The following is a 16,205-nucleotide window of genomic DNA, read 5'->3' as shown; positions in this document are numbered from 1 at the left end:
CGCATCTAGATCAGAGAAGATCCTTGATCAGCGCGTGGTACGTCTCCGGGCCGTACTCAAGCCCGATCTCGCCGTAGATCTGCCACTTCTCGGCCGCGCCCACCTTGCCGAGCGGCTCCGCGAAGAAGATCCCCTTGTCCGGGATGTTCAGGAACCGCGGGCGGCAGACGCTCAGGTCCACGATGCCGATCTGACCGGCAGGCATCCACCGGTTCAGCATCACGCCGAAGACGCCGAAGTCGGTCACGAGAGTGTCGACCGCGATGCCGCCGACGTTGCGGGTCTGCGTCGGCATGTTCAGCGTGGCCGCGCTGTAGACGTTCGACAGGTTGACCTTCTGATCCGGGCCGACCATGAAGACCGTGCTCGCCTGCGGCAGCTTCGCGCCGTTGGTGAAGGCGGTCTTCAGCGCCGAATCGACGATGGCCTTGGTCAGCGCCCGGCCGGTCCCGCCGTTGGCGAGGACGTTGGTCGTGATCGCGGTGAGCAGGCCCCGGGTCTTGCGGGCGGTCGCGTTGTTCGCCGGCTTCACGTAGGTGCCGGTCAGGAAGCTCAGCTCGACGTCGACCGCCATCGACTCAAGCTCGGCCATGACCTGATTCGCGGCCTCGTCCGTGATCGGGTTGTCGGCCGCGCCGTAGTTCGCGCCCGCGTACATCTGCGGGGTGGCCTGCTTGGTGTAGGACACCTCGACGGCCGAGTGATGGATCTCGACCACGTTGGACACGTTCGACCGCGACCGGGCGACGCCGGCCGGAGCCGCCGCACCTTCGACAACCGCGTTGCCCGCGGTCGACGCGCGCCGGTCGTCGGTCTGCCACTCGAACTCGACGGAACTGGTCGGCACCGCACCGTGAATCCCGCCGATCGCGCTCAGAAACGGCGTCTCGGTCGGGGTGATGGTGAACAGCTCACCGTGGTAGTTCGGCAGGTTGTAGGTCGTCCCCTGCCCTGCAACAGCACCCATTTACGTTTCTCCTTGAAGGGTTCGCCCCGGCAGGGGTTGGCCTGCCTTACTTGTGGGCTTCCATGAGCTTTCGGGTCTTGAGCTGAATCGCCCGGCGCGTGTCGCCCTTGGCCTCGGCGTCGGCAATCTGCGCGTCGAGGGTTGGCGTGTCCGGGGTCTGCCCGAGGTTGGGCACGTGCGCGCCAACGGTCGTCGCGGTGGTCTGCGCCTGCTGAGCGAGCCGCGCGGCGAGAGCGCGCATCGCGGTCTCGTCCGTGATCGCGTCGAGTAGCGCCGCGTCTTCCTTGGTCAGCTTGTTTTCGAGCGCCACATTGAGACGCAGCACGCGGGCCGTCGCCTCAGCGGCGGTCTTCTCAGCGGCGGCGAGTCGCTCGGCCACCTTCTCCGCCTCGGTCTTCTGCGCGTCCTTGATCGCGGTCAGCTCGTCAGCGGCGGCGTTGTTCGCCTTCGCTCGGGCCTCCCACTTGCGGGCCTCGGCCTTCCAGTCGGTTGGGTCCGACGGCGGGGCGGCCGGGGGCGTCGCGGTCGCCGGGTCGCCCTGTGCAGGGGGAGCAGGCGGAGCAGCGGGGTCGGTCGGCGGGATGGGCTGTGTCATCTGGTCTCCCGTGCGGGATGGGCGGGGCGGCCGTGCGGCGTTCCCAGGTGAATAGGCGGATCTACCTGCGCGAGGGCAGGAAGTCAGTGAATGCCGAGCTGCTCGCGCATCACGGCGGTGATGTCGCGGACGTCGCCACTACCGGCCTCGGCTGCCGCGTTCTGGTACTGCTGATACAGCGCGCCGACGTCGTACGGTTCGCGCTGGCCGGGCCATACCGGAGTCGGCTGACATCCGCAGTGGTCATGGAATTCGCCGCCCGCGCCGCCGGCCGATTCCTCGGAGAGATAGACCGCGCCACGCGAGGCGAGCACTCGGCACCACGCGCACGAGCTACCGCCCTCGCGGGGGACGCGCGCGTAACGCGGCTGCGATGGGTCGTCGAGCACGTTGCGCCGCAACGTGCTGCGCCCTCCGTACTGCACGAAGCGCTGAACCGAGCCGCTCAGGCGCTTCAGTGCCTCCGCGTCGGAATCCGCGCTACACGCCCATGCGGCGGTAGCTTGCGCCTGCTCTGCCTTGATGACGTCGCCGAGCGTGGCTCGATACAGGCCGGGCGCGTCGGCCTGCTCGCGCAGGTCGGCGTACCAGTCGGCCGCGACGGTCGCCGCGATGTCGCCGTAGGTTGCGACGAGGTCCGGCAGGAACGTCTTCAGCGCGGCCTCGATCACTTCGAGGACGCCGGTACCGAGCGCCGCCCACCAATCGACTAGCTCCGCGTGCGCGAGAGCGACGACAGAGGCTTGCGATTGGCGGTAGGCGGCAACCTCACTCGGCGTTGCCACGGGAAGCGCTCATCTGCGCGACGGCCGGATTCTGCCGGGCGGACTGCGCGGCGGTCGCCAGCGCGGTAAGCCGGTCCTGCGCCTGCGCTCGGCGCTTGTCCTCGATCAGGCGCGCGATGGTCGTCTGATCGAAGCCGAGCATCTCGTACGTGACTTCGCTGTCGGGCGGCAGGATGCCGGCCCCGACGAGCTTCGCGGCGGCATCGGCGGACTGTGCCTGCGACGGTGTCGCCGGGTTGCGCCACTTCGCGCGGAGACCGCTCCACTCCTTCGGCACCGCTTCGAGGTCGTCCCGGAGTTGCAGCGCCGTCAGCGCAGTCATGCGCCAGCCCGCGCCGAACGTCGTCATTGCGGCCTCGGCCTCGGTGATGAGGTCTTCCATGCTCGCGTGAATCGCCTCGGCGGAGGACGGGTTGTCTTGGATGATGCCGAGCGACGACACGGGCAGCGAGGTCTCACCCGCGTAGAGCATCGCCCACATGCGGAGGTGCTCGCTGTGCGGTTGCATCGAGACCTGCGGGAACTGCCCGACCACGGGGATTTCGCCCTCGTCGTCGCGCTCGATTGCCCAGACGCGCCCGATGACCGCTTCCCACTGACCGCGCGGCTTGCCGTCGGCGTCTTGGAAGGCCGTCTCATCCGCGCCCATCGCGTATCGCTGTGGCGCGCTGAAGAACTCAGCTCCGACCTCGGAGCGGACGACCGTACGCAGCGCCGAATCGGCGAGGTACAGAACGGGGCGCGTGAGGCGCGACTTGCCGAACGGACGACCGAGGCGCGGCTGATACACGAGCGGTTCTACCGGCACGCGGCCGAGCTTGTGTGTCACCGCTCGGACGTCCCACTTGGTGCCGTCGTGGCGCATGCTCAGGATCTTGTCCGGAAGCGCCATGACCAGCTCGGACACGTTGCCCGCGTTGTCGACCGCTACGACCACGAGCGCGGCGGACAGCCGACGGCGGCGCGGGTCCCATAGGCCGGTAGCGTGCTCGGCGGAGTGCGCAGTGACGATCACCTTCGGCTCTCCGGCCGTCGTGTCGCCGAGCGTCGTAGCGACGAACGCGCACGCGTGCAGTAGGCCGCTGATGTGCGCCTGCGGGGCCTCGATGTCGAGCCGGTTCTCAATCCACAGATCGTCGAGGCCGAGATCAGCGGTCGACTTGCCGGGCAGCACGAAGCCGTCGAGGTGCGTGCGCTCGGCGAGCTTGTCGACAGCCTTCGCCGGCCAACCGAGTACGGCGTCAAGGTTGCGCAGACTCGGCGGAATCGCGATGCCCAGATCTTTGAGCGCGTTCTTCGAGTCGTAGTAGATGCGGCGTACTCGGTTCCTCGCCTGCTTGGCGTTGAGCTGTCGCCACAGCCGGTTAAGCGTCTCCTGGTCGGTCGCGGAGAGACCGGGGATGGTCAGGTCGAGACTCAACGTCATCGTCATTGGAGGACTACCACCCTTCCGCCTCCTCGCGCCCGTATCGGCTTGCGTACCTTCGTTGCCTGCGCGCCGATCAGCGCCAGGGTTCCCGCCTGAATCGGCGTGATGTCGGACTCGGCGGTCTTGCGCGACCACACCCACATGCCCGTATCGCCGAGAGGCCGCTTACCGGCCGGGAGTGCTGCGGCGGTGAATTGCGGTTGGTCGATGTGGTGAAGCCAGCCGGTCACGATGCCGTCGAGCACACGCGTGCAACCGGTGCCCAGCTCGGCGACCTTCACGGGCGTGACCTCGATGCTGCTGTGCTTGAAGCGCCAGCGTCCGGGCTGCCACTGCTCAAGCAGCGCGGCGACCGGGCCGGCAACGTCGACCACCACGGCGCGAATCTGCGGATTCTTGCGAAGCGTGTCTTCGAGGCTCGGCACAAGCCAGGCAACGCCACGGCCGCGTGTGTGCTGGTCGTCGTCAAGCTCGAAGTGCCATTTGCCGTCCGAGCGCTGACCGGCCAGGGCGACAGACGCCCACGCCAAGTCAGGGCCGCACTCGACGCCGAGGGCGAGTCGGTCGACCGCGCGCGAGAGTTGATCGCGCTGTGCCTTCCAAGCCGGACCGGGGATGACGCCCGAGCCCTTGTGGGCATCCCAGACGCCGAGCGCCTCTCGGAGCCAGCTCTCATCAGACGGGAGGTTTTCCCGGAGGCGGAGCATCGACTGAAGCGGCGTACGGTGCGGGAACGACGGGTTAGCCTTCGCCCACTGCTCGCGGTCGTCCGGGTCGGCGTCCTGATCGGCGCTGCACTCGATGTAGACCATGTCCGAGGACTCGCCGGTAAGCGCCTTGTTGCGCTTGTTGGTGAAGACCTCGCCCGGGTCGATCGGGCGCGGCGGCGTGCCCATGTAGAACAGCAGCGCACCGTGCGGGTGCCGCGACTGATTCGTCGCGGCAACCATGTCTTCGAGCGCCTTCTCAGTGAGGATCTGTGCCTCGTCGAACACCTCGGCGTCGACCTCGTCGAAGCCCCGGCCGAAGCCGGACTCACGAGCGCCGAACATCAGCACTGAGCCGTTCTTGAAGAGGATCTCTTGCTCACCGTTCGCCGTGCGGATCAGCTCGACGTACGGGGCGACCGCCTTCCGGCGTGCGAAGCCTTGCAATGCCTTGAAGGTGTTCGTCGAGGTCCGCGTGCGGTGCGCCGTCCATACGACCTTGAAGCCGGGGAAGAGCACGCAGAGCGCGAAGATGATGCGCCCTACAAGGAAGGTCTTCGCGACCTGTCGCGGGATGCTGAGCACCACGCCGCCGACGGTCGCGGCATACATGCCATCGGCGCGCTTACCGAGAATCGCTCGGCCTGCGCCCTCCTGCCACTCGTCGAAGGTGTCGCCGAACTCGGCGCACTTCGCCTTGACGGCCGGCCAACCGGTCGAGACGACGCCGGTAGGGAGGACGACGTGCCGCGCGACCTCAGATAGCCGACGGGTCGAACGCTTCGTCAGAGGCCGCGTTGTCACGCTCTGCCTCCTGCTCTGCCGCTCGGGCGTCAATGGCCTTGATGTCGCGGACGACCTCCATGAGGCGCTTGGTCAGCGCGGCAAGGTCGCGGGCGGGGGTGGTCGGACTCTCGACGGCCTCGGCGATGCGGGCGCGCATGGCAATGAGTAGCTCTCGTTCCGTGCCGCGCGAGGCGGCCTCGGCAACGGATTTGCCCTCGTCGGGGTACATGGCACCTCCTCGGGGCCGTGGAAAAGAAAGCATGGGGAGAGAGCGGCCTATGCCGGAGAAGGGCCGCAGGTCAGACGGGGGAGGGGATAGCCCCCTGGCTATGTCTAGCGCCTCAAGCTGCCTGAACGACGGATGATCGATACGTCCTCGACGCGATCACTCTTGGTCCGGTTGCACCTACGGTGGGCAGGCTGCTTGTTCTCGATCGTGTCCTCACCACCACGGCTAAGCGGGATGATGTGGTCGACGACGTACTCGCCCGGGTCCATGTACGGCAGGCTGTAGTCAATCGCTCCCCCGCAGATACCGCACGGTGGCTTACCCCGGGCGAGCTTTGCGCGGTGCCGGTTGCGGGTTGTTGTGTGCCGGGTAGTCACGCAACACACCCCCTGATCATGTAGTTGCGGGGACCGGATTTGAACCGGCGACCTACGGGTTATGAGCCCGCTGCGCTACCTAGCTGCGCTACCCCGCGCCGACCGGGCGAAGCCACTCGCCCGGGTGCCCCGATTTCGGCGGGCCAGATATCCCCGCCAATCAGACCTCGCACGGGCCACGGTCTTATCCCGACGGCATGGCCGTGCGCGCGTGGCTGCGCTAGGCCAGAGGTTCGCCGGGAAGGTTGTGGAGCGGCCGAGAGTCGAACTCGGGTACGCCGACGGTCCGCATGCGGCTTTCGTCGGCGGCGAGACCCACCCGCCCCAAAGCGCCGTCAGTCCCGGAGGACGGCGGCGAGCAAACTCAGGACTGCCGCGCGAGTGCGGCGTTTCCCCAGAACATCGCCTCTTCGAGCTTCGTGATAGCGAGCGCCTTCTCACGCCCCTCGGGCAATGCGAAGTTGAGGTACTCAGCCAGCGCCCGGCAGGCCGAGCGAACGCTCTCGTGTGCGGTGCGCTTCGCGTCGGTGTTCGCCGGGTGGAAGTCGAATCGGCTCTCGATGTCCTCGGGTGCCATGCATGCTCCTTCGTCAGGCGTGCTCGCCACAGACGGCAAGCTCGCGGCTCAGGTCGACCGTCTTCGCCGGCCTGCCGCACGGGCGGCCCGTGGCGTCCGGCGCTTGGCACCGATAGCCCGCCGTACGAAGCAATCTGAGGCGCTGAAGCGCGCTTTCGCGTACCACATGCACCCCCGAACGACAGACGCCCCCACGGCGCTCTGATCGGGCCGCAGACGGGTCCGAGAGCGCACGCCGGGGGCGTTGGAAGATGGGCAGCAAAAAGCCCCACCGTCAGCCGCTCCCTACGGGCTCAGCGGTCGTGAAACGGTGGGGCTCTCGCGCTGGATCTGAGGGGGTTTAAACCGCCCTCATACTCTGCCTATGCGCCAGCACTGGGAGACGCGCGACGGCGAGCGGTCCGGGCCGCATCGCACTCTCGGCACGTGACCTTCAGGCCGTCGCCCTTGCTCGTGTCCTCGGCGTACGCCAGCGCGGGCAGCTCGCGCGAGCAGGCCGGGCACGTCTTGAAGGGAAGGGAACCGCGTGCGCGTCGCCGGTCAGCAGCGGCACGCACGCGGCGGACGAAGTCGGCCGGGTCGAGGCCGTGTCGCTCAGCGACGGCTCGGGCGGCGTCGTCCAATGGGCTCACTCGACGCGCTCCCTTCAGGCGTCGCCGTTGACGCACGGCAGACAGGTCGAGTAGTTGCGGCCCTTGGACTGTGCGGCCTTGCGGATGCGGACCGCGTCAGCAGCCCGCTTCGCGAACGCCGCAACTGCCTTCGGCGAGGACGAGCGCGGCGGATGCGCGAACGACCACGCGGCCGGGTCGGCGAACGGGAACATGTAGTCATGGCGGTACTCGCCACAAGAGGCGCACTTGCGGTACTCGCGGGTGACGATCACGGCTCGGTCACCTCCTCGACGTTGACCGTGATGCGGAATGTGCGCGTGGGCTCGACGCCGTAGAGGTAGGAAGACATGGCGGGTTCGTAGGAGACGATCACCGCGTCGTCGTCCCCACCGACGAGCGCCACGCGCTCTTGCGGGCCTTCCTCCGGGAAGGTGTGGCCCGGAAGCCACGCCTCGATCGAGCCGAGCGCGTCCCGCTTCACCGCGTCTCGGTCGCTGCTCACGCGGGCACCGCCTGCGGGCCGTCGTCGCCCTTGCCGAGCCACAGCAGCGGCGAGGTACCGTCCGCCTCGTCGGCCGCGTCGAGGATGCCAGCGGCGTAGCGGCGAGCGTCGGCCGGACTCAGCACGACTTGCGTGGTCTCGCCGTCAGCGAGGTTGACGAGCCCGACGAAGCCCGAGCCCCCCACCGTCCGGCCGCTGCGGACGTACGCGTAATCGCCGGGGTTAGCGGCGCACATCACCTTGCGCGCCGGGCCGGCGGGAACCGAGTCCGTCGTGTCGATGACGTCGCCCTCGGTGGGCTCGGGCTCGATGTACGCCTCGTTGTCGAGGAGGAACTGAGCGACGGCGAGAGCCACGGCCGTGCGCACGACGTCCGATGACGTCTCGCCCGCGCCCACGGTCAGGCGGCTGACGAACTGCTCAGCCTCGGTGAGAGCTTCAGTGGGGGTCATACGAAATCCTCCGGGTCGTCGACATAAAGACCGAGCAGGGTGTTGGTGTAGATCTCGACGTGCGCCCAATGGCGCGGGAAGCGCGGGAGGTGCCCGGAGACCTCGAAGTCGTCGGGCACCTCCTCGTGCTCTGCAACCCAGCGCCGGACGTCCGCCATGGTCCAAGGGCGGTCAGCGTCGGGCAGGGACGACAACGGCAGGCACCTCCGGGTGACAGCGAGCGGGCAGCTCGTAGGAGCGGTAGACGGCCGCGAGCGTGTCGCACGGCGCGAAGACGTTCAGCCCGCCAGCGGCACAGATCGCGGTCAGGGCGAGCAGGAAGAGCAGGACGGCAGCGCCGCCCGTGGATTTCGAGGGACGTCGGTTCACCACGGGTGTTCGTACCCTTCGCAGTAGCAGTCAGGGACAGTGCACAGCCGACGCGGAGGCTTGTTGAGGTGCGCCTGCGGGTAGTCGTCGGCGAGCGGACAGGCGATGCCGTCCGGGCAGGGGTCGGCGTGCTCGGGAACGGTGCGAACGAGGACGCCGGGGAAGGTGCGGACTTCCATCGCGGGCGTGCGGTCGAGCAGCTCGGCGAAGTAGTCCCAGGACCGAGCGAGGAGGTCCCGAAAGACCTCCCGCTCTTCGTCCTCGGTGTAGAAGTCGCGGACCTTGCTAGCGGTCGCGCGAGCGGCATCGCCGGGGGTCAGTAGTCCTCCCGGGTCCGCACGCGGGCGAGGTTGCCGGAGGCCGGCTCGATGGACAGGTATTGCCCGCCGCTCACGAGCAGCGCCCCGCGCTCGACGCGGAGGTCCGCGTAGTCGTGCTTGCGCGGGCCGAGCTTGAAACGGACCTGCGCGTGATCTCCGAGGCCGACCGGAACGTCCGCGTGCGGGTACAGGACGGCGTCGGAGCCCTCCGGGTCGGTCGCGTAACGGGCTTCCTCGGCTCGCGTTTCGGCGTCCTCGACCTTTCGCCGGAGGTCAGCGAGGAGGTCTTGCGCCCACTTCGGGAGCTTGCCTTCGCGGGGGTCGTAGCTCACACCCGGCCCCCCGTCATGAAGTGCAGAGTCAGCCACGCCATGAAGGCGAGGAGGGCGAAGCGCCGGAAGCGCGCCCAGCCGTTGACGGGCTTGCCGGCCTTAGCCGTGCCGAACCACGCCCAGATGTGCTCGCTCAGGGTGTCGCCGGGCTTCGAGTTGAAGAGGGCGATGCCCTCGACCACGGCGAAGTACAGGCCCCATCCGATCCATAGGACGGTGTAAACGCTCATGCGTTGTCCTTGTCGTTGTCGAGGAGGAAGCGCGCGAGGTCGAGCACCGAGGTAACCGGCGAGCGGTCCTCGGGCTCCTCGTAGGCGTCGAGGCCGTTCCACAGCTCGACGGCCTTCGTGAGCGCCGCGACGCGGTACGGGTCCGTGCTGTAGGTGACGCCCTCGGTCTGGACCCATACGCGGTCGACGAGTGAGGTCAGGTTGCTCGGGGGCGCGGTCGGGGCGGCCGTCCGGCGCGCGCTGAACGGCGTCAGGAAGTCGATCAGATTGTCGACGTCCGTCGCGGTGAGCCAGACGCCAACGCTGCTCGCTGGGTCGAGAAAGACCGCCTCTCCGGGCTCATCGGCGATGGAGAACGTGACGGAGTCGCCGCTCTTGTCTCTGATCGTGAAAGCGCTCATTCGCTGTGCTCCAAGCCGTAGGGGAAGACGATCGAGACGATCTCGCCCGCGCCGTTCAGCTCGGCGCGGACATCGGGCGCGATCTCGCGGGTCTCGACGACCGCGCCGGGCGTGCCCGTGACGTAGCGAATGGGCTGCCCGCAACAGCAGTCACGGGCAGCCTCGGCCTTCGCCTTAGTCATCGGTCGCGTTCAGCTCGCCGAGGAGGAACCGCGCGGCCCCGATGATCGGGTAACCGCCCGAGCCCTGCCCGATGAACTCGGCCGCCGTCATGAGTGCGGCGACCCGGCGCGGGTCGAGCTGGTCGGGGGCTTCGGTCACGGGCGCGGGCTCTTCGTCGAGCGGCGCGAGGTAGGCAGGCGAGACGTAGAAGCACTGCCCCGCAACATCGCCGTCGACGGCATACACATCCACGTCGCCGTCGGAGTCGATCCCGCTCTCGGCGCGGACGCGGGTGACGTTCTCCGCGATGCGGGTCCGGTCCCCGACGCCGTCCTTCGAGTTGGGCAGCAGCCGGTACTCACGGTCGACGACCACGGCCATGGTCTTGGCCGTCGGGTCGAACTCGGCGAGCTTGGCGCGCAGGCTGGTCACGGCGGCCGGGGTCAGGTAGACCACAGCGCGCTCTCCGTTGCCGTCCTCGTAGGCGCAGATGGCGACCCGCAGTGGCATGCGCGCGTCGTCCCGCTTCGTGATGCGAAGGACGTCGTCGTCACTGTCGGCGTGAACGAAGACGACCGGTGCGATCGGTGGCATGAAGGGTTCCCTTCGTCGGGGTGCTTGACGAAGGGCCTATGCGCCAGGGGCGGCCGGGGTGTTCAGCGGTCGCCCAAACTCGATGACAGAAATGACGTAAACAGCGTCATCCCCTATTGGGGATATAGAGGAGGAGGAGGAGTCGCTTAAGGCTGGATACAGAATGACAAGAACTACGTCATTTCTGTCACGGGCCTCACCCCGCGCCCCTGCCCGCGTCGTACGCTCCGATCGTGGCAACCGGGCTGCGCCGCGTAGGGCACTGGCGTAACGGCCGTTGGGGATGGGGCCAACGGCATATCTGGCTGTACGTCAGCGAGGCCGGCGCGTGGTGGGTGTACGTCCGGGTGGGCACGAGCGACGCCCCACGCGAGACATGGCGACAGGAGTACCCGACCGAAGAGGCAGCGCGTCAGGCCGTCGGGCTCATGATGGCGCGGGCCGAGGCGAAGGACGGCGATCGGTTCTCGTATTTCGAGCCCGAGGCGCGTCGGACCTACTCCCCCGACGAGTCGCGCGGGTCGGCGTAGACCCAACCGTCCCCGACCCTGCGCCGGTAGCGCAGACGGCCGTCATGCATCACGGGTTCCCAGCCGTCGCCCTCTGGCGCACGCAAGTGCAAGTGCTCGGCGACCTTCTCAAGGTCACCAGGCATCGGCTGTCGGGGCTTGGTCATCTCAGCGTCTCCCACGGTCCGGGCGCAGGATCAGCGTACGCCCTGAGCGCATCGAGGTCGTCCGAACGGGTGCGCTCGGGGGCGGAGGTAACCGCGTCCCGCACGGCCACGCCGACGACGCGCACGGCGTCCTGTAGCGGCGTTACCGCGTCGAGCGCGACGCGAGCCCCATCGGCTACCGCCCCGGAGGCGACGAGCGCCCGACCAAGGTAGACCCGTGCCTCGGCGGCCCACAGCGGGTGTGGCACGAGCGCCGGCCGAGCGGCGGCATACGCCTCGGTCGCTGTGTCCGCCGTGCCGTATCGCGCCTCGCCGAACGCGGCCAGGAACAGCGCACGCGCGTGCGCGCTCGGGTCGCCCATTGCGTCGGCCACGTCGACCATCGACGCGGCGGCCGCGCGGCCCGCCTTCGCGTCGCCCGTGAGCGCATGGACGTGCACGAGGGCGGCGTACGCCTCCAACGGCCCCGCCCCGGGCTTCCCTCCCGCGAGGTCGAGGGCGCGCTCAGCGTGCTCGACGGTCCGGGCGACGGTCCATCCCTCATAGATCGCGCGCGAGGCGGAGCGACCGACGACGTACGACGTGAGTGCCGCGTCCCCGCTCATGGTCGCAAGCTCGTTCGCCGTGACGTACCAGCCGTGCGCCGCGACGAGGTCGCCTGTGTTGCCTAGCCAGAGTCCGAAGACCGAGCCGAGCCCTGCGGCGGCCCGGAGTAGCTCGGGCGTCGGCCCGGCGTTGAGGCGGTACCGCACGGCCATGAGCTGAGCCATGAGGGCACGGCCGAAGCTCGCGCTCCCGTCGGCCGTAAGGCGGTGCCGGTAGTCGGCTACGCGCTCGTCCCAATCGGCTTGCACTCCGGCCGCGTCGAGCAGGCCGGCGCGGACTATCTCCGCGAGCCCACCCGGGCCGGAGATCGCGCCTACCGCCGCGCCCTCGCCGAGGTGCATGAGCAGCGTTCGCCGTTGCATGTCGTCGCCTCCTAACGCTGCCAGGATCGCTAGCAGCGGGGCCGAGCCGAGCACTCGATCGAAAGCCTCGGCAAGCTCGGGGGTCAACTCTCGACGGTCCGCCTCGACGTTGGCGACATGAGACTGAACGGTGTGCGCGTGTCGGGCGAGGTCGGCTTGCGAGAGTCCGATCTTCGTTCGCAATGATCGCAAGACCTGACCGACCGTGGTCTCCATGATCGCCCCCTGAAATGCTCTGAAATACCGTCGGCGTCAGAATTCGAGGCCCTCGCAGTGATGCTGATATCAGAGCGCGGATGGGAGGCGGGCGGACCCCCTCCCATTCGCTGCCAAACACTAGCGTAAATGGATGCGGGGAGGGGATCAACGATGGTCACCGGATCAACCGCCGTGGGGGTCCCGGATTTACCACGACGACAGCGCAACATGCCGGACTGGTCGGACGCGGAGGATGTCCGCAACTGGCGCTTCCGACCGGTGCGAGTGCAACCAAGGACGACGATCGCGCCGCTCATGCTGACCGGGCAGCACGCTTCGAGGTGGTCCACCGACCCGGAGACGGTGAACCGCGTCTACCAGTGGATGAAGGATCAGGGATGGGGGAACCGTGTCTGACCGGGGAGTCATCCGCCCGACCGAGACGCGGCTTGAGGTCACCGTCTACGTCGGCAATCAGTCGGAGATCACGCTTGATGTCGACGAGAAGGGTCAGACCGCGCCAGCCCTCAGCATCGCCGGGGAGGGCGTTCAGGTAATGCTGTTCCCGCACGGGTGGGTCGAGCTTGGCGAGGTCACGGCGTGCGATCTGGACATGGCTGGAAAGCTCGTCATCGACGTAACGCGGTGGCGGGACGCGATTCACGCGAAGCTCAAGGCACAGCGAGCGGCGGCCGAGGCACAGGAGAAGGAAGAGGCTGCGCTACGCGAGGCTGAGCAGATGTTGGGGGCCGCGTACGAGGACCAGAGAGCGCGGGATCGGGCCGCTGGCCCTCCGGCGTACGGGGCGATCTGACGTGCCCGAGGTCGAGAGGGCGCGCCTCCTCGTGCTCACCCGCTGTGGTCACTGGTGGCAGCCGCAGGACGCGGACGCCTTCGAGTGGTCCTCGGTCACGCTTGCGTGCCCTGTCTGCGGCCCAGAGGCCGGCTTGCCGCTCGTCGTCCTGCTCTCGCTGGACAGCGTCGAGTGCGCGCACTTCTTCCCGATGCTGTGGGAGGAGGTCTGGCTTCCTAACGATGAGGCGTCCGTAACTCGACGTCGCGTCGCTTCGCGAGAAAAGGTCAAGTTGTAGGCCGTCAGGGGCTTGGCTACAATGGACTCCTCGGATGATTCATTTAAGGGGTGAGGAGTCCGAGGATTGGCCCGGTAGGGGTTATCTCCTACCGGGCCTCTTTGCGTTATTCAATACGCACCTAAGTGAGTGAAGTGAAGGGCACGCCGTGGCACCCGCACCGCGGATTCGAGACCGTCACCTACCTCCTCGACGGCACCTTCCGTCACCAGGACTCCAACGGTGGCGGCGGCCTGATCACCAACGGCGACACCCAATGGATGACGGCCGGCTCCGGCCTGCTGCACATCGAGGCGCCGCCGGAGGAGCTGGTCGCCTCGGGCGGGCTCTTCCACGGCTTCCAGCTCTGGGTCAACCTGCCGCGCAGCCTGAAGATGGCCGACCCCCGTTACCAGGACATCCGGGCCGGACAGGTTTCGCTGCTCACCTCGCCGGACGGCGGCTCGCTGATCCGCGTCATCGCCGGTGACCTGGACGGCCACCCCGGGCCGGGGGTGACGCATACGCCGATCACGCTGATCCACGCCACCGTGGAGCCCGGTGCCCAGCTGCGGCTCCCCTGGCGGGAGGACTTCAACGCGCTCGTCTACACGCTCGCCGGTTCCGGCTTCGTGGGCGCGAAGAAGCAGCCGGTACGCCTCGGCCAGCTGGCGGTCTTCGGCTCCGGCGGAGCGCTGACCATCGAAGCCGCGCCCCGGCAGGAGTCGCGCAGTCCGAAGCTCGACGTCCTCATCCTGGGCGGGCAGCCGATCCGGGAGCCGATCGCGGCGTACGGGCCGTTCGTCATGAACACCAAGGCCGAGCTGATGCAGGCCTTCGAGGACTTCCAGGCCGGTCGGCTCGGCACGATTCCGGCCGGCCACGGCCCCGGCTTGTGATCTCCCTGCAGATCAGGGTTCTGGGTCGAATCTTGGTGCAAGATTCGACCCAGAACCCTGATCCGGCACTAAAGGGGAGGCCTCGTCAAGAGACGGAGCGGCGCAAAGCGCGTAGCCGGAGCTGAGCGATGCCGCCGGGGAAGAAGTACACGGCGAGGATGAAGATCACGCCGAGCACGAACAACGGCTGCTTCAGCGGTCCGGGCAGCCCACCCGCGACGTGGGTGAGCCGGTAATCCAGGTAGGTGTAGAGCACGCCGCCCAGGAGCGGGCCATAGCGCGTACCGGGGCCGCCGAGCACCACCATGACGAGCAGCGACAACGTCAGCTCGCTTCCGGCGATCTTGGGATCGGCGCCCTGCACGAGCAGCAGGTGCACGACCCCGCCCGCCGCCGCCAACGCGCCCGCGAGGACGAAGGCGAAGAGCTTGAAGACGTAGGGGTTCAGGCCCAGCACGCCGACTCGCCGCTCGTCGTCTCGCAGGCCCGCGAGCACCCGACCGGTCGGTGAGGTCACGGTCCGTCGCACCACGATCATCACGATCACCAGGTACGCCAGACTCACCCAATAGAGCTTGTAGGTGTTGACGACGCCGACGAGTCCGGCAGGCAGTCCGGAGACGTCCAACGCCAGTCCCTCGTCCCCACCGGTGAGCCCCCAGGCGTCCCGAGCCGCCAGGATCGCTCCGACCTGGGCGAAGGCGAGCGTCACCATCGCGAAGGCGATGCCGGTGACCCGCAACGCGATCGCGCCGACGGCGGCGGCGACCGTGGTGCCGAGGAGGATCGCGGCCGGGGCGGCGATGCCCAGGGGCAGGCCGGCCTTGCTGATCAGCACGTCGGCCCCGTACGCACCGAGCGCCACGAACAACGCGTGCCCGAAACTGAGCAACCCCGTACGCCCGAAGAGCAGGTCGTATCCGGTCGCCAGCCCACCGAAGAGCAGGCACAGCGCCAGTAGTTGCAGCGTCCCCGGGCTGTTCAGCGGCCCGTCGAAGACGCCGGGGACGCTGATTCCGGCGTACGGGAGGAACGCCAGGACGGCGACCGCGCCGAAGGGCCAGTATCTCCGCAGATAGGTCATGCTTGCCTCGTTTGCCGCCGGGCGAGGAGGACGATCGCGAGCAGCGCCACGGCGCAGACGTCGCCCGCCCCGGCTGAGCCGTAGTAGTTCACGAACTGCTGGAGCAGGCCCACGGCGACCGCGGCGACGGCCGAGCCGGTGATGGAGCCCATGCCGCCGATGACGACCACGATGAAGGCGAAGATCAGCAGGGACGCGCCGCCGGTGGGCGACACGGATTCGAAGTACACCCCGCCGAGCGCCCCGGCCAGTCCGGCCGCCGCGCCGCCGATCGCGAAGACGAGGGTGAACGCCTTTCGGACGTCGATGCCCAGGGCCGTCACCATCTCCCGGTTCTCCACACCGGCCCGGATGATCAGGCCGTACCGGGTCCAGCGCAGGAACGCGAGCAGCGCCGCGAGCACCACCACGGCACCCGCGATGAGCAGCAACGATTTGACCGGGATGCGGGCGCCGAGGAAGTCCACGACCTGTTGAGTCCATTTCGGACTCGGGAAGATGCGCGCGTCCGGGCTGAACAACGCCTGGAACAGCGCCACCCCGGCGAGCGACAACCCGACGGTGACGAGCACCTGGGCGATCGTTCGCTTGTAGAGCGGGCGAATCATGACCAGCTCCACGAGCGCGGCCACCCCCGCCCCGGCCAGGACACCAGCCGCGACTCCCCCGGCGAACCCGACCTTCGGCGTCGCCCAGTAGGCGGCGTACGCGCCGACGGTGAGGAACCAGCCGTGCGCGAAGTTGAGGACGTCGGCCAGGCCGAAGACGAGCGACAACCCGGACGCGATGAGGAAGTAGAGCGCCGACAGACCGAGCCCCGTGACAGCCAACAAGACCACAGTGCTCATGCGATCACCGTCCTGCGGCCGGCGACCGCATGAG

The 16,205-nt window shown here is 68.3% G+C and carries 25 protein-coding genes, 1 tRNA gene and 1 pseudogene; 4 read left to right on the top strand and 23 right to left on the bottom strand.

Going from position 1 to position 16,205, the window contains the following annotated elements:
• Positions 1-10: 10 nt before the first annotated feature.
• The 15 genes from AB0H43_RS02985 to AB0H43_RS02915 form a co-directional block, all read right to left on the bottom strand.
• Complete coding sequence (locus AB0H43_RS02985; protein ID WP_359995444.1) at positions 11-967, bottom strand: DUF5309 family protein; 957 nt, start codon at positions 965-967, stop codon at positions 11-13.
• Positions 968-1,013: 46 nt separating this feature from the next.
• Positions 1,014-1,562, bottom strand: coding sequence for a hypothetical protein (locus AB0H43_RS02980; protein ID WP_359995441.1), 549 nt, complete (start codon positions 1,560-1,562; stop codon positions 1,014-1,016).
• 83 nt (positions 1,563-1,645) lie between these two features.
• Positions 1,646-2,347: a hypothetical protein gene (locus AB0H43_RS02975; RefSeq protein ID WP_359995438.1), complete on the bottom strand. Its 702-nt coding sequence runs from the start codon at positions 2,345-2,347 to the stop codon at positions 1,646-1,648.
• Positions 2,331-3,773, bottom strand: coding sequence for a phage portal protein (locus AB0H43_RS02970; RefSeq protein ID WP_359995793.1), 1,443 nt, complete (start codon positions 3,771-3,773; stop codon positions 2,331-2,333). Before AB0H43_RS02970 ends, AB0H43_RS02975 begins: the two co-directional genes overlap by 17 nt.
• 2 nt (positions 3,774-3,775) lie before the next feature.
• Positions 3,776-5,287 carry a hypothetical protein gene (locus AB0H43_RS02965; RefSeq protein ID WP_359995435.1) on the bottom strand — a complete coding sequence of 504 codons (1,512 nt, stop codon included), beginning with the start codon at positions 5,285-5,287 and terminating at the stop codon, positions 3,776-3,778.
• Positions 5,241-5,498 carry a hypothetical protein gene (locus AB0H43_RS02960; RefSeq protein WP_359995432.1) on the bottom strand — a complete coding sequence of 86 codons (258 nt, stop codon included), beginning with the start codon at positions 5,496-5,498 and terminating at the stop codon, positions 5,241-5,243. The genes AB0H43_RS02965 and AB0H43_RS02960 overlap by 47 nt, the downstream gene beginning before the upstream one ends.
• Before the next feature lie 104 nt (positions 5,499-5,602).
• A complete protein-coding gene (locus AB0H43_RS02955) occupies positions 5,603-5,875 on the bottom strand; it encodes an HNH endonuclease signature motif containing protein (RefSeq protein ID WP_359995430.1) in 273 nt (90 codons plus the stop codon).
• 24 nt (positions 5,876-5,899) lie between these two features.
• Positions 5,900-5,973 (bottom strand) — tRNA-Met (locus AB0H43_RS02950).
• A 266-nt stretch (positions 5,974-6,239) separates the two neighbouring features.
• Positions 6,240-6,452, bottom strand: coding sequence for a hypothetical protein (locus AB0H43_RS02945; RefSeq protein ID WP_359995427.1), 213 nt, complete (start codon positions 6,450-6,452; stop codon positions 6,240-6,242).
• Between the two features lie 362 nt (positions 6,453-6,814).
• Positions 6,815-7,084, bottom strand: a complete 270-nt coding sequence (locus AB0H43_RS02940; RefSeq protein WP_359995425.1) for a hypothetical protein — start codon at positions 7,082-7,084, stop codon at positions 6,815-6,817.
• A gap of 14 nt (positions 7,085-7,098) precedes the next feature.
• Positions 7,099-7,338 carry a hypothetical protein gene (locus AB0H43_RS02935; RefSeq protein ID WP_359995422.1) on the bottom strand — a complete coding sequence of 80 codons (240 nt, stop codon included), beginning with the start codon at positions 7,336-7,338 and terminating at the stop codon, positions 7,099-7,101.
• Complete coding sequence (locus AB0H43_RS02930) at positions 7,335-7,568, bottom strand: hypothetical protein (protein ID WP_359995419.1); 234 nt, start codon at positions 7,566-7,568, stop codon at positions 7,335-7,337. The genes AB0H43_RS02935 and AB0H43_RS02930 overlap by 4 nt, the downstream gene beginning before the upstream one ends.
• Positions 7,565-8,020 (bottom strand): hypothetical protein, encoded by a 456-nt coding sequence (locus tag AB0H43_RS02925; RefSeq protein ID WP_359995416.1) that lies wholly within the window; start codon positions 8,018-8,020, stop codon positions 7,565-7,567. The genes AB0H43_RS02930 and AB0H43_RS02925 overlap by 4 nt, the downstream gene beginning before the upstream one ends.
• Entirely contained in the window at positions 8,017-8,178 is a 162-nt protein-coding gene (locus tag AB0H43_RS02920) for a hypothetical protein (RefSeq protein WP_359995413.1), read from the bottom strand. Before AB0H43_RS02920 ends, AB0H43_RS02925 begins: the two co-directional genes overlap by 4 nt.
• Before the next feature lie 13 nt (positions 8,179-8,191).
• Positions 8,192-8,389 (bottom strand): hypothetical protein, encoded by a 198-nt coding sequence (locus AB0H43_RS02915; protein ID WP_359995411.1) that lies wholly within the window; start codon positions 8,387-8,389, stop codon positions 8,192-8,194.
• Between the two features lie 68 nt (positions 8,390-8,457).
• Between AB0H43_RS02915 and AB0H43_RS02910 the strand changes: the two genes are divergently transcribed.
• Entirely contained in the window at positions 8,458-8,712 is a 255-nt protein-coding gene (locus AB0H43_RS02910; protein ID WP_359995406.1) for a hypothetical protein, read from the top strand.
• Here the strand turns inward: AB0H43_RS02910 and AB0H43_RS02905 are convergent.
• The 5 genes from AB0H43_RS02905 to AB0H43_RS02885 are packed head-to-tail and all read right to left on the bottom strand — an operon-like array spanning position 8,706 to position 10,428.
• The gene (locus AB0H43_RS02905; protein WP_359995402.1) at positions 8,706-9,041 is read right to left on the bottom strand and encodes a hypothetical protein; all 336 of its coding nucleotides are present in this window, start codon (positions 9,039-9,041) and stop codon (positions 8,706-8,708) included. The genes AB0H43_RS02910 and AB0H43_RS02905 overlap by 7 nt on opposite strands.
• Positions 9,038-9,271, bottom strand: coding sequence for a hypothetical protein (locus AB0H43_RS02900; RefSeq protein WP_359995400.1), 234 nt, complete (start codon positions 9,269-9,271; stop codon positions 9,038-9,040). The genes AB0H43_RS02905 and AB0H43_RS02900 overlap by 4 nt, the downstream gene beginning before the upstream one ends.
• Entirely contained in the window at positions 9,268-9,672 is a 405-nt protein-coding gene (locus AB0H43_RS02895; RefSeq protein WP_359995397.1) for a hypothetical protein, read from the bottom strand. The genes AB0H43_RS02900 and AB0H43_RS02895 overlap by 4 nt, the downstream gene beginning before the upstream one ends.
• Positions 9,669-9,854: a hypothetical protein gene (locus AB0H43_RS02890; RefSeq protein WP_359995395.1), complete on the bottom strand. Its 186-nt coding sequence runs from the start codon at positions 9,852-9,854 to the stop codon at positions 9,669-9,671. Before AB0H43_RS02890 ends, AB0H43_RS02895 begins: the two co-directional genes overlap by 4 nt.
• A complete protein-coding gene (locus tag AB0H43_RS02885; protein ID WP_359995392.1) occupies positions 9,847-10,428 on the bottom strand; it encodes a hypothetical protein in 582 nt (193 codons plus the stop codon). The genes AB0H43_RS02890 and AB0H43_RS02885 overlap by 8 nt, the downstream gene beginning before the upstream one ends.
• A 233-nt stretch (positions 10,429-10,661) precedes the next feature.
• On the opposite strand from AB0H43_RS02885, the gene AB0H43_RS02880 reads away from it, so the two are divergent.
• Positions 10,662-10,958: a hypothetical protein gene (locus AB0H43_RS02880; protein ID WP_359995389.1), complete on the top strand. Its 297-nt coding sequence runs from the start codon at positions 10,662-10,664 to the stop codon at positions 10,956-10,958.
• Between the two features lie 142 nt (positions 10,959-11,100).
• Here the strand turns inward: AB0H43_RS02880 and AB0H43_RS02875 are convergent, their stop codons facing one another.
• Positions 11,101-12,288, bottom strand: coding sequence for a helix-turn-helix transcriptional regulator (locus tag AB0H43_RS02875; RefSeq protein WP_359995386.1), 1,188 nt, complete (start codon positions 12,286-12,288; stop codon positions 11,101-11,103).
• Positions 12,289-12,679: 391 nt separating this feature from the next.
• Here AB0H43_RS02875 and AB0H43_RS02870 point away from each other — a divergent pair, with 391 nt between their 5' ends.
• A complete protein-coding gene (locus AB0H43_RS02870; RefSeq protein WP_359995384.1) occupies positions 12,680-13,084 on the top strand; it encodes a hypothetical protein in 405 nt (134 codons plus the stop codon).
• Positions 13,085-13,492: 408 nt separating this feature from the next.
• Positions 13,493-14,239, top strand: a pseudogene (locus AB0H43_RS02865) (pirin family protein); the annotation flags it as partial.
• 85 nt (positions 14,240-14,324) lie between these two features.
• On the opposite strand, the gene AB0H43_RS02860 reads toward AB0H43_RS02865, so the two are convergent.
• Together AB0H43_RS02860 and AB0H43_RS02855 are read right to left on the bottom strand one after the other, a co-directional pair.
• Positions 14,325-15,323, bottom strand: coding sequence for a branched-chain amino acid ABC transporter permease (locus tag AB0H43_RS02860; RefSeq protein WP_359995381.1), 999 nt, complete (start codon positions 15,321-15,323; stop codon positions 14,325-14,327).
• Positions 15,320-16,171, bottom strand: coding sequence for a branched-chain amino acid ABC transporter permease (locus AB0H43_RS02855; RefSeq protein WP_359995378.1), 852 nt, complete (start codon positions 16,169-16,171; stop codon positions 15,320-15,322). The genes AB0H43_RS02860 and AB0H43_RS02855 overlap by 4 nt, the downstream gene beginning before the upstream one ends.
• Positions 16,172-16,205: the final 34 nt, after the last annotated feature.

Origin of the sequence: Hamadaea sp. NPDC050747 (assembly GCF_040654195.1) — a bacterium.
Taxonomy (GTDB): domain Bacteria; phylum Actinomycetota; class Actinomycetes; order Mycobacteriales; family Micromonosporaceae; genus Hamadaea.
The sequence above is the reverse complement of the archived record's forward strand: the minus strand, read 5'-3'. Positions and strand labels throughout refer to the sequence as shown.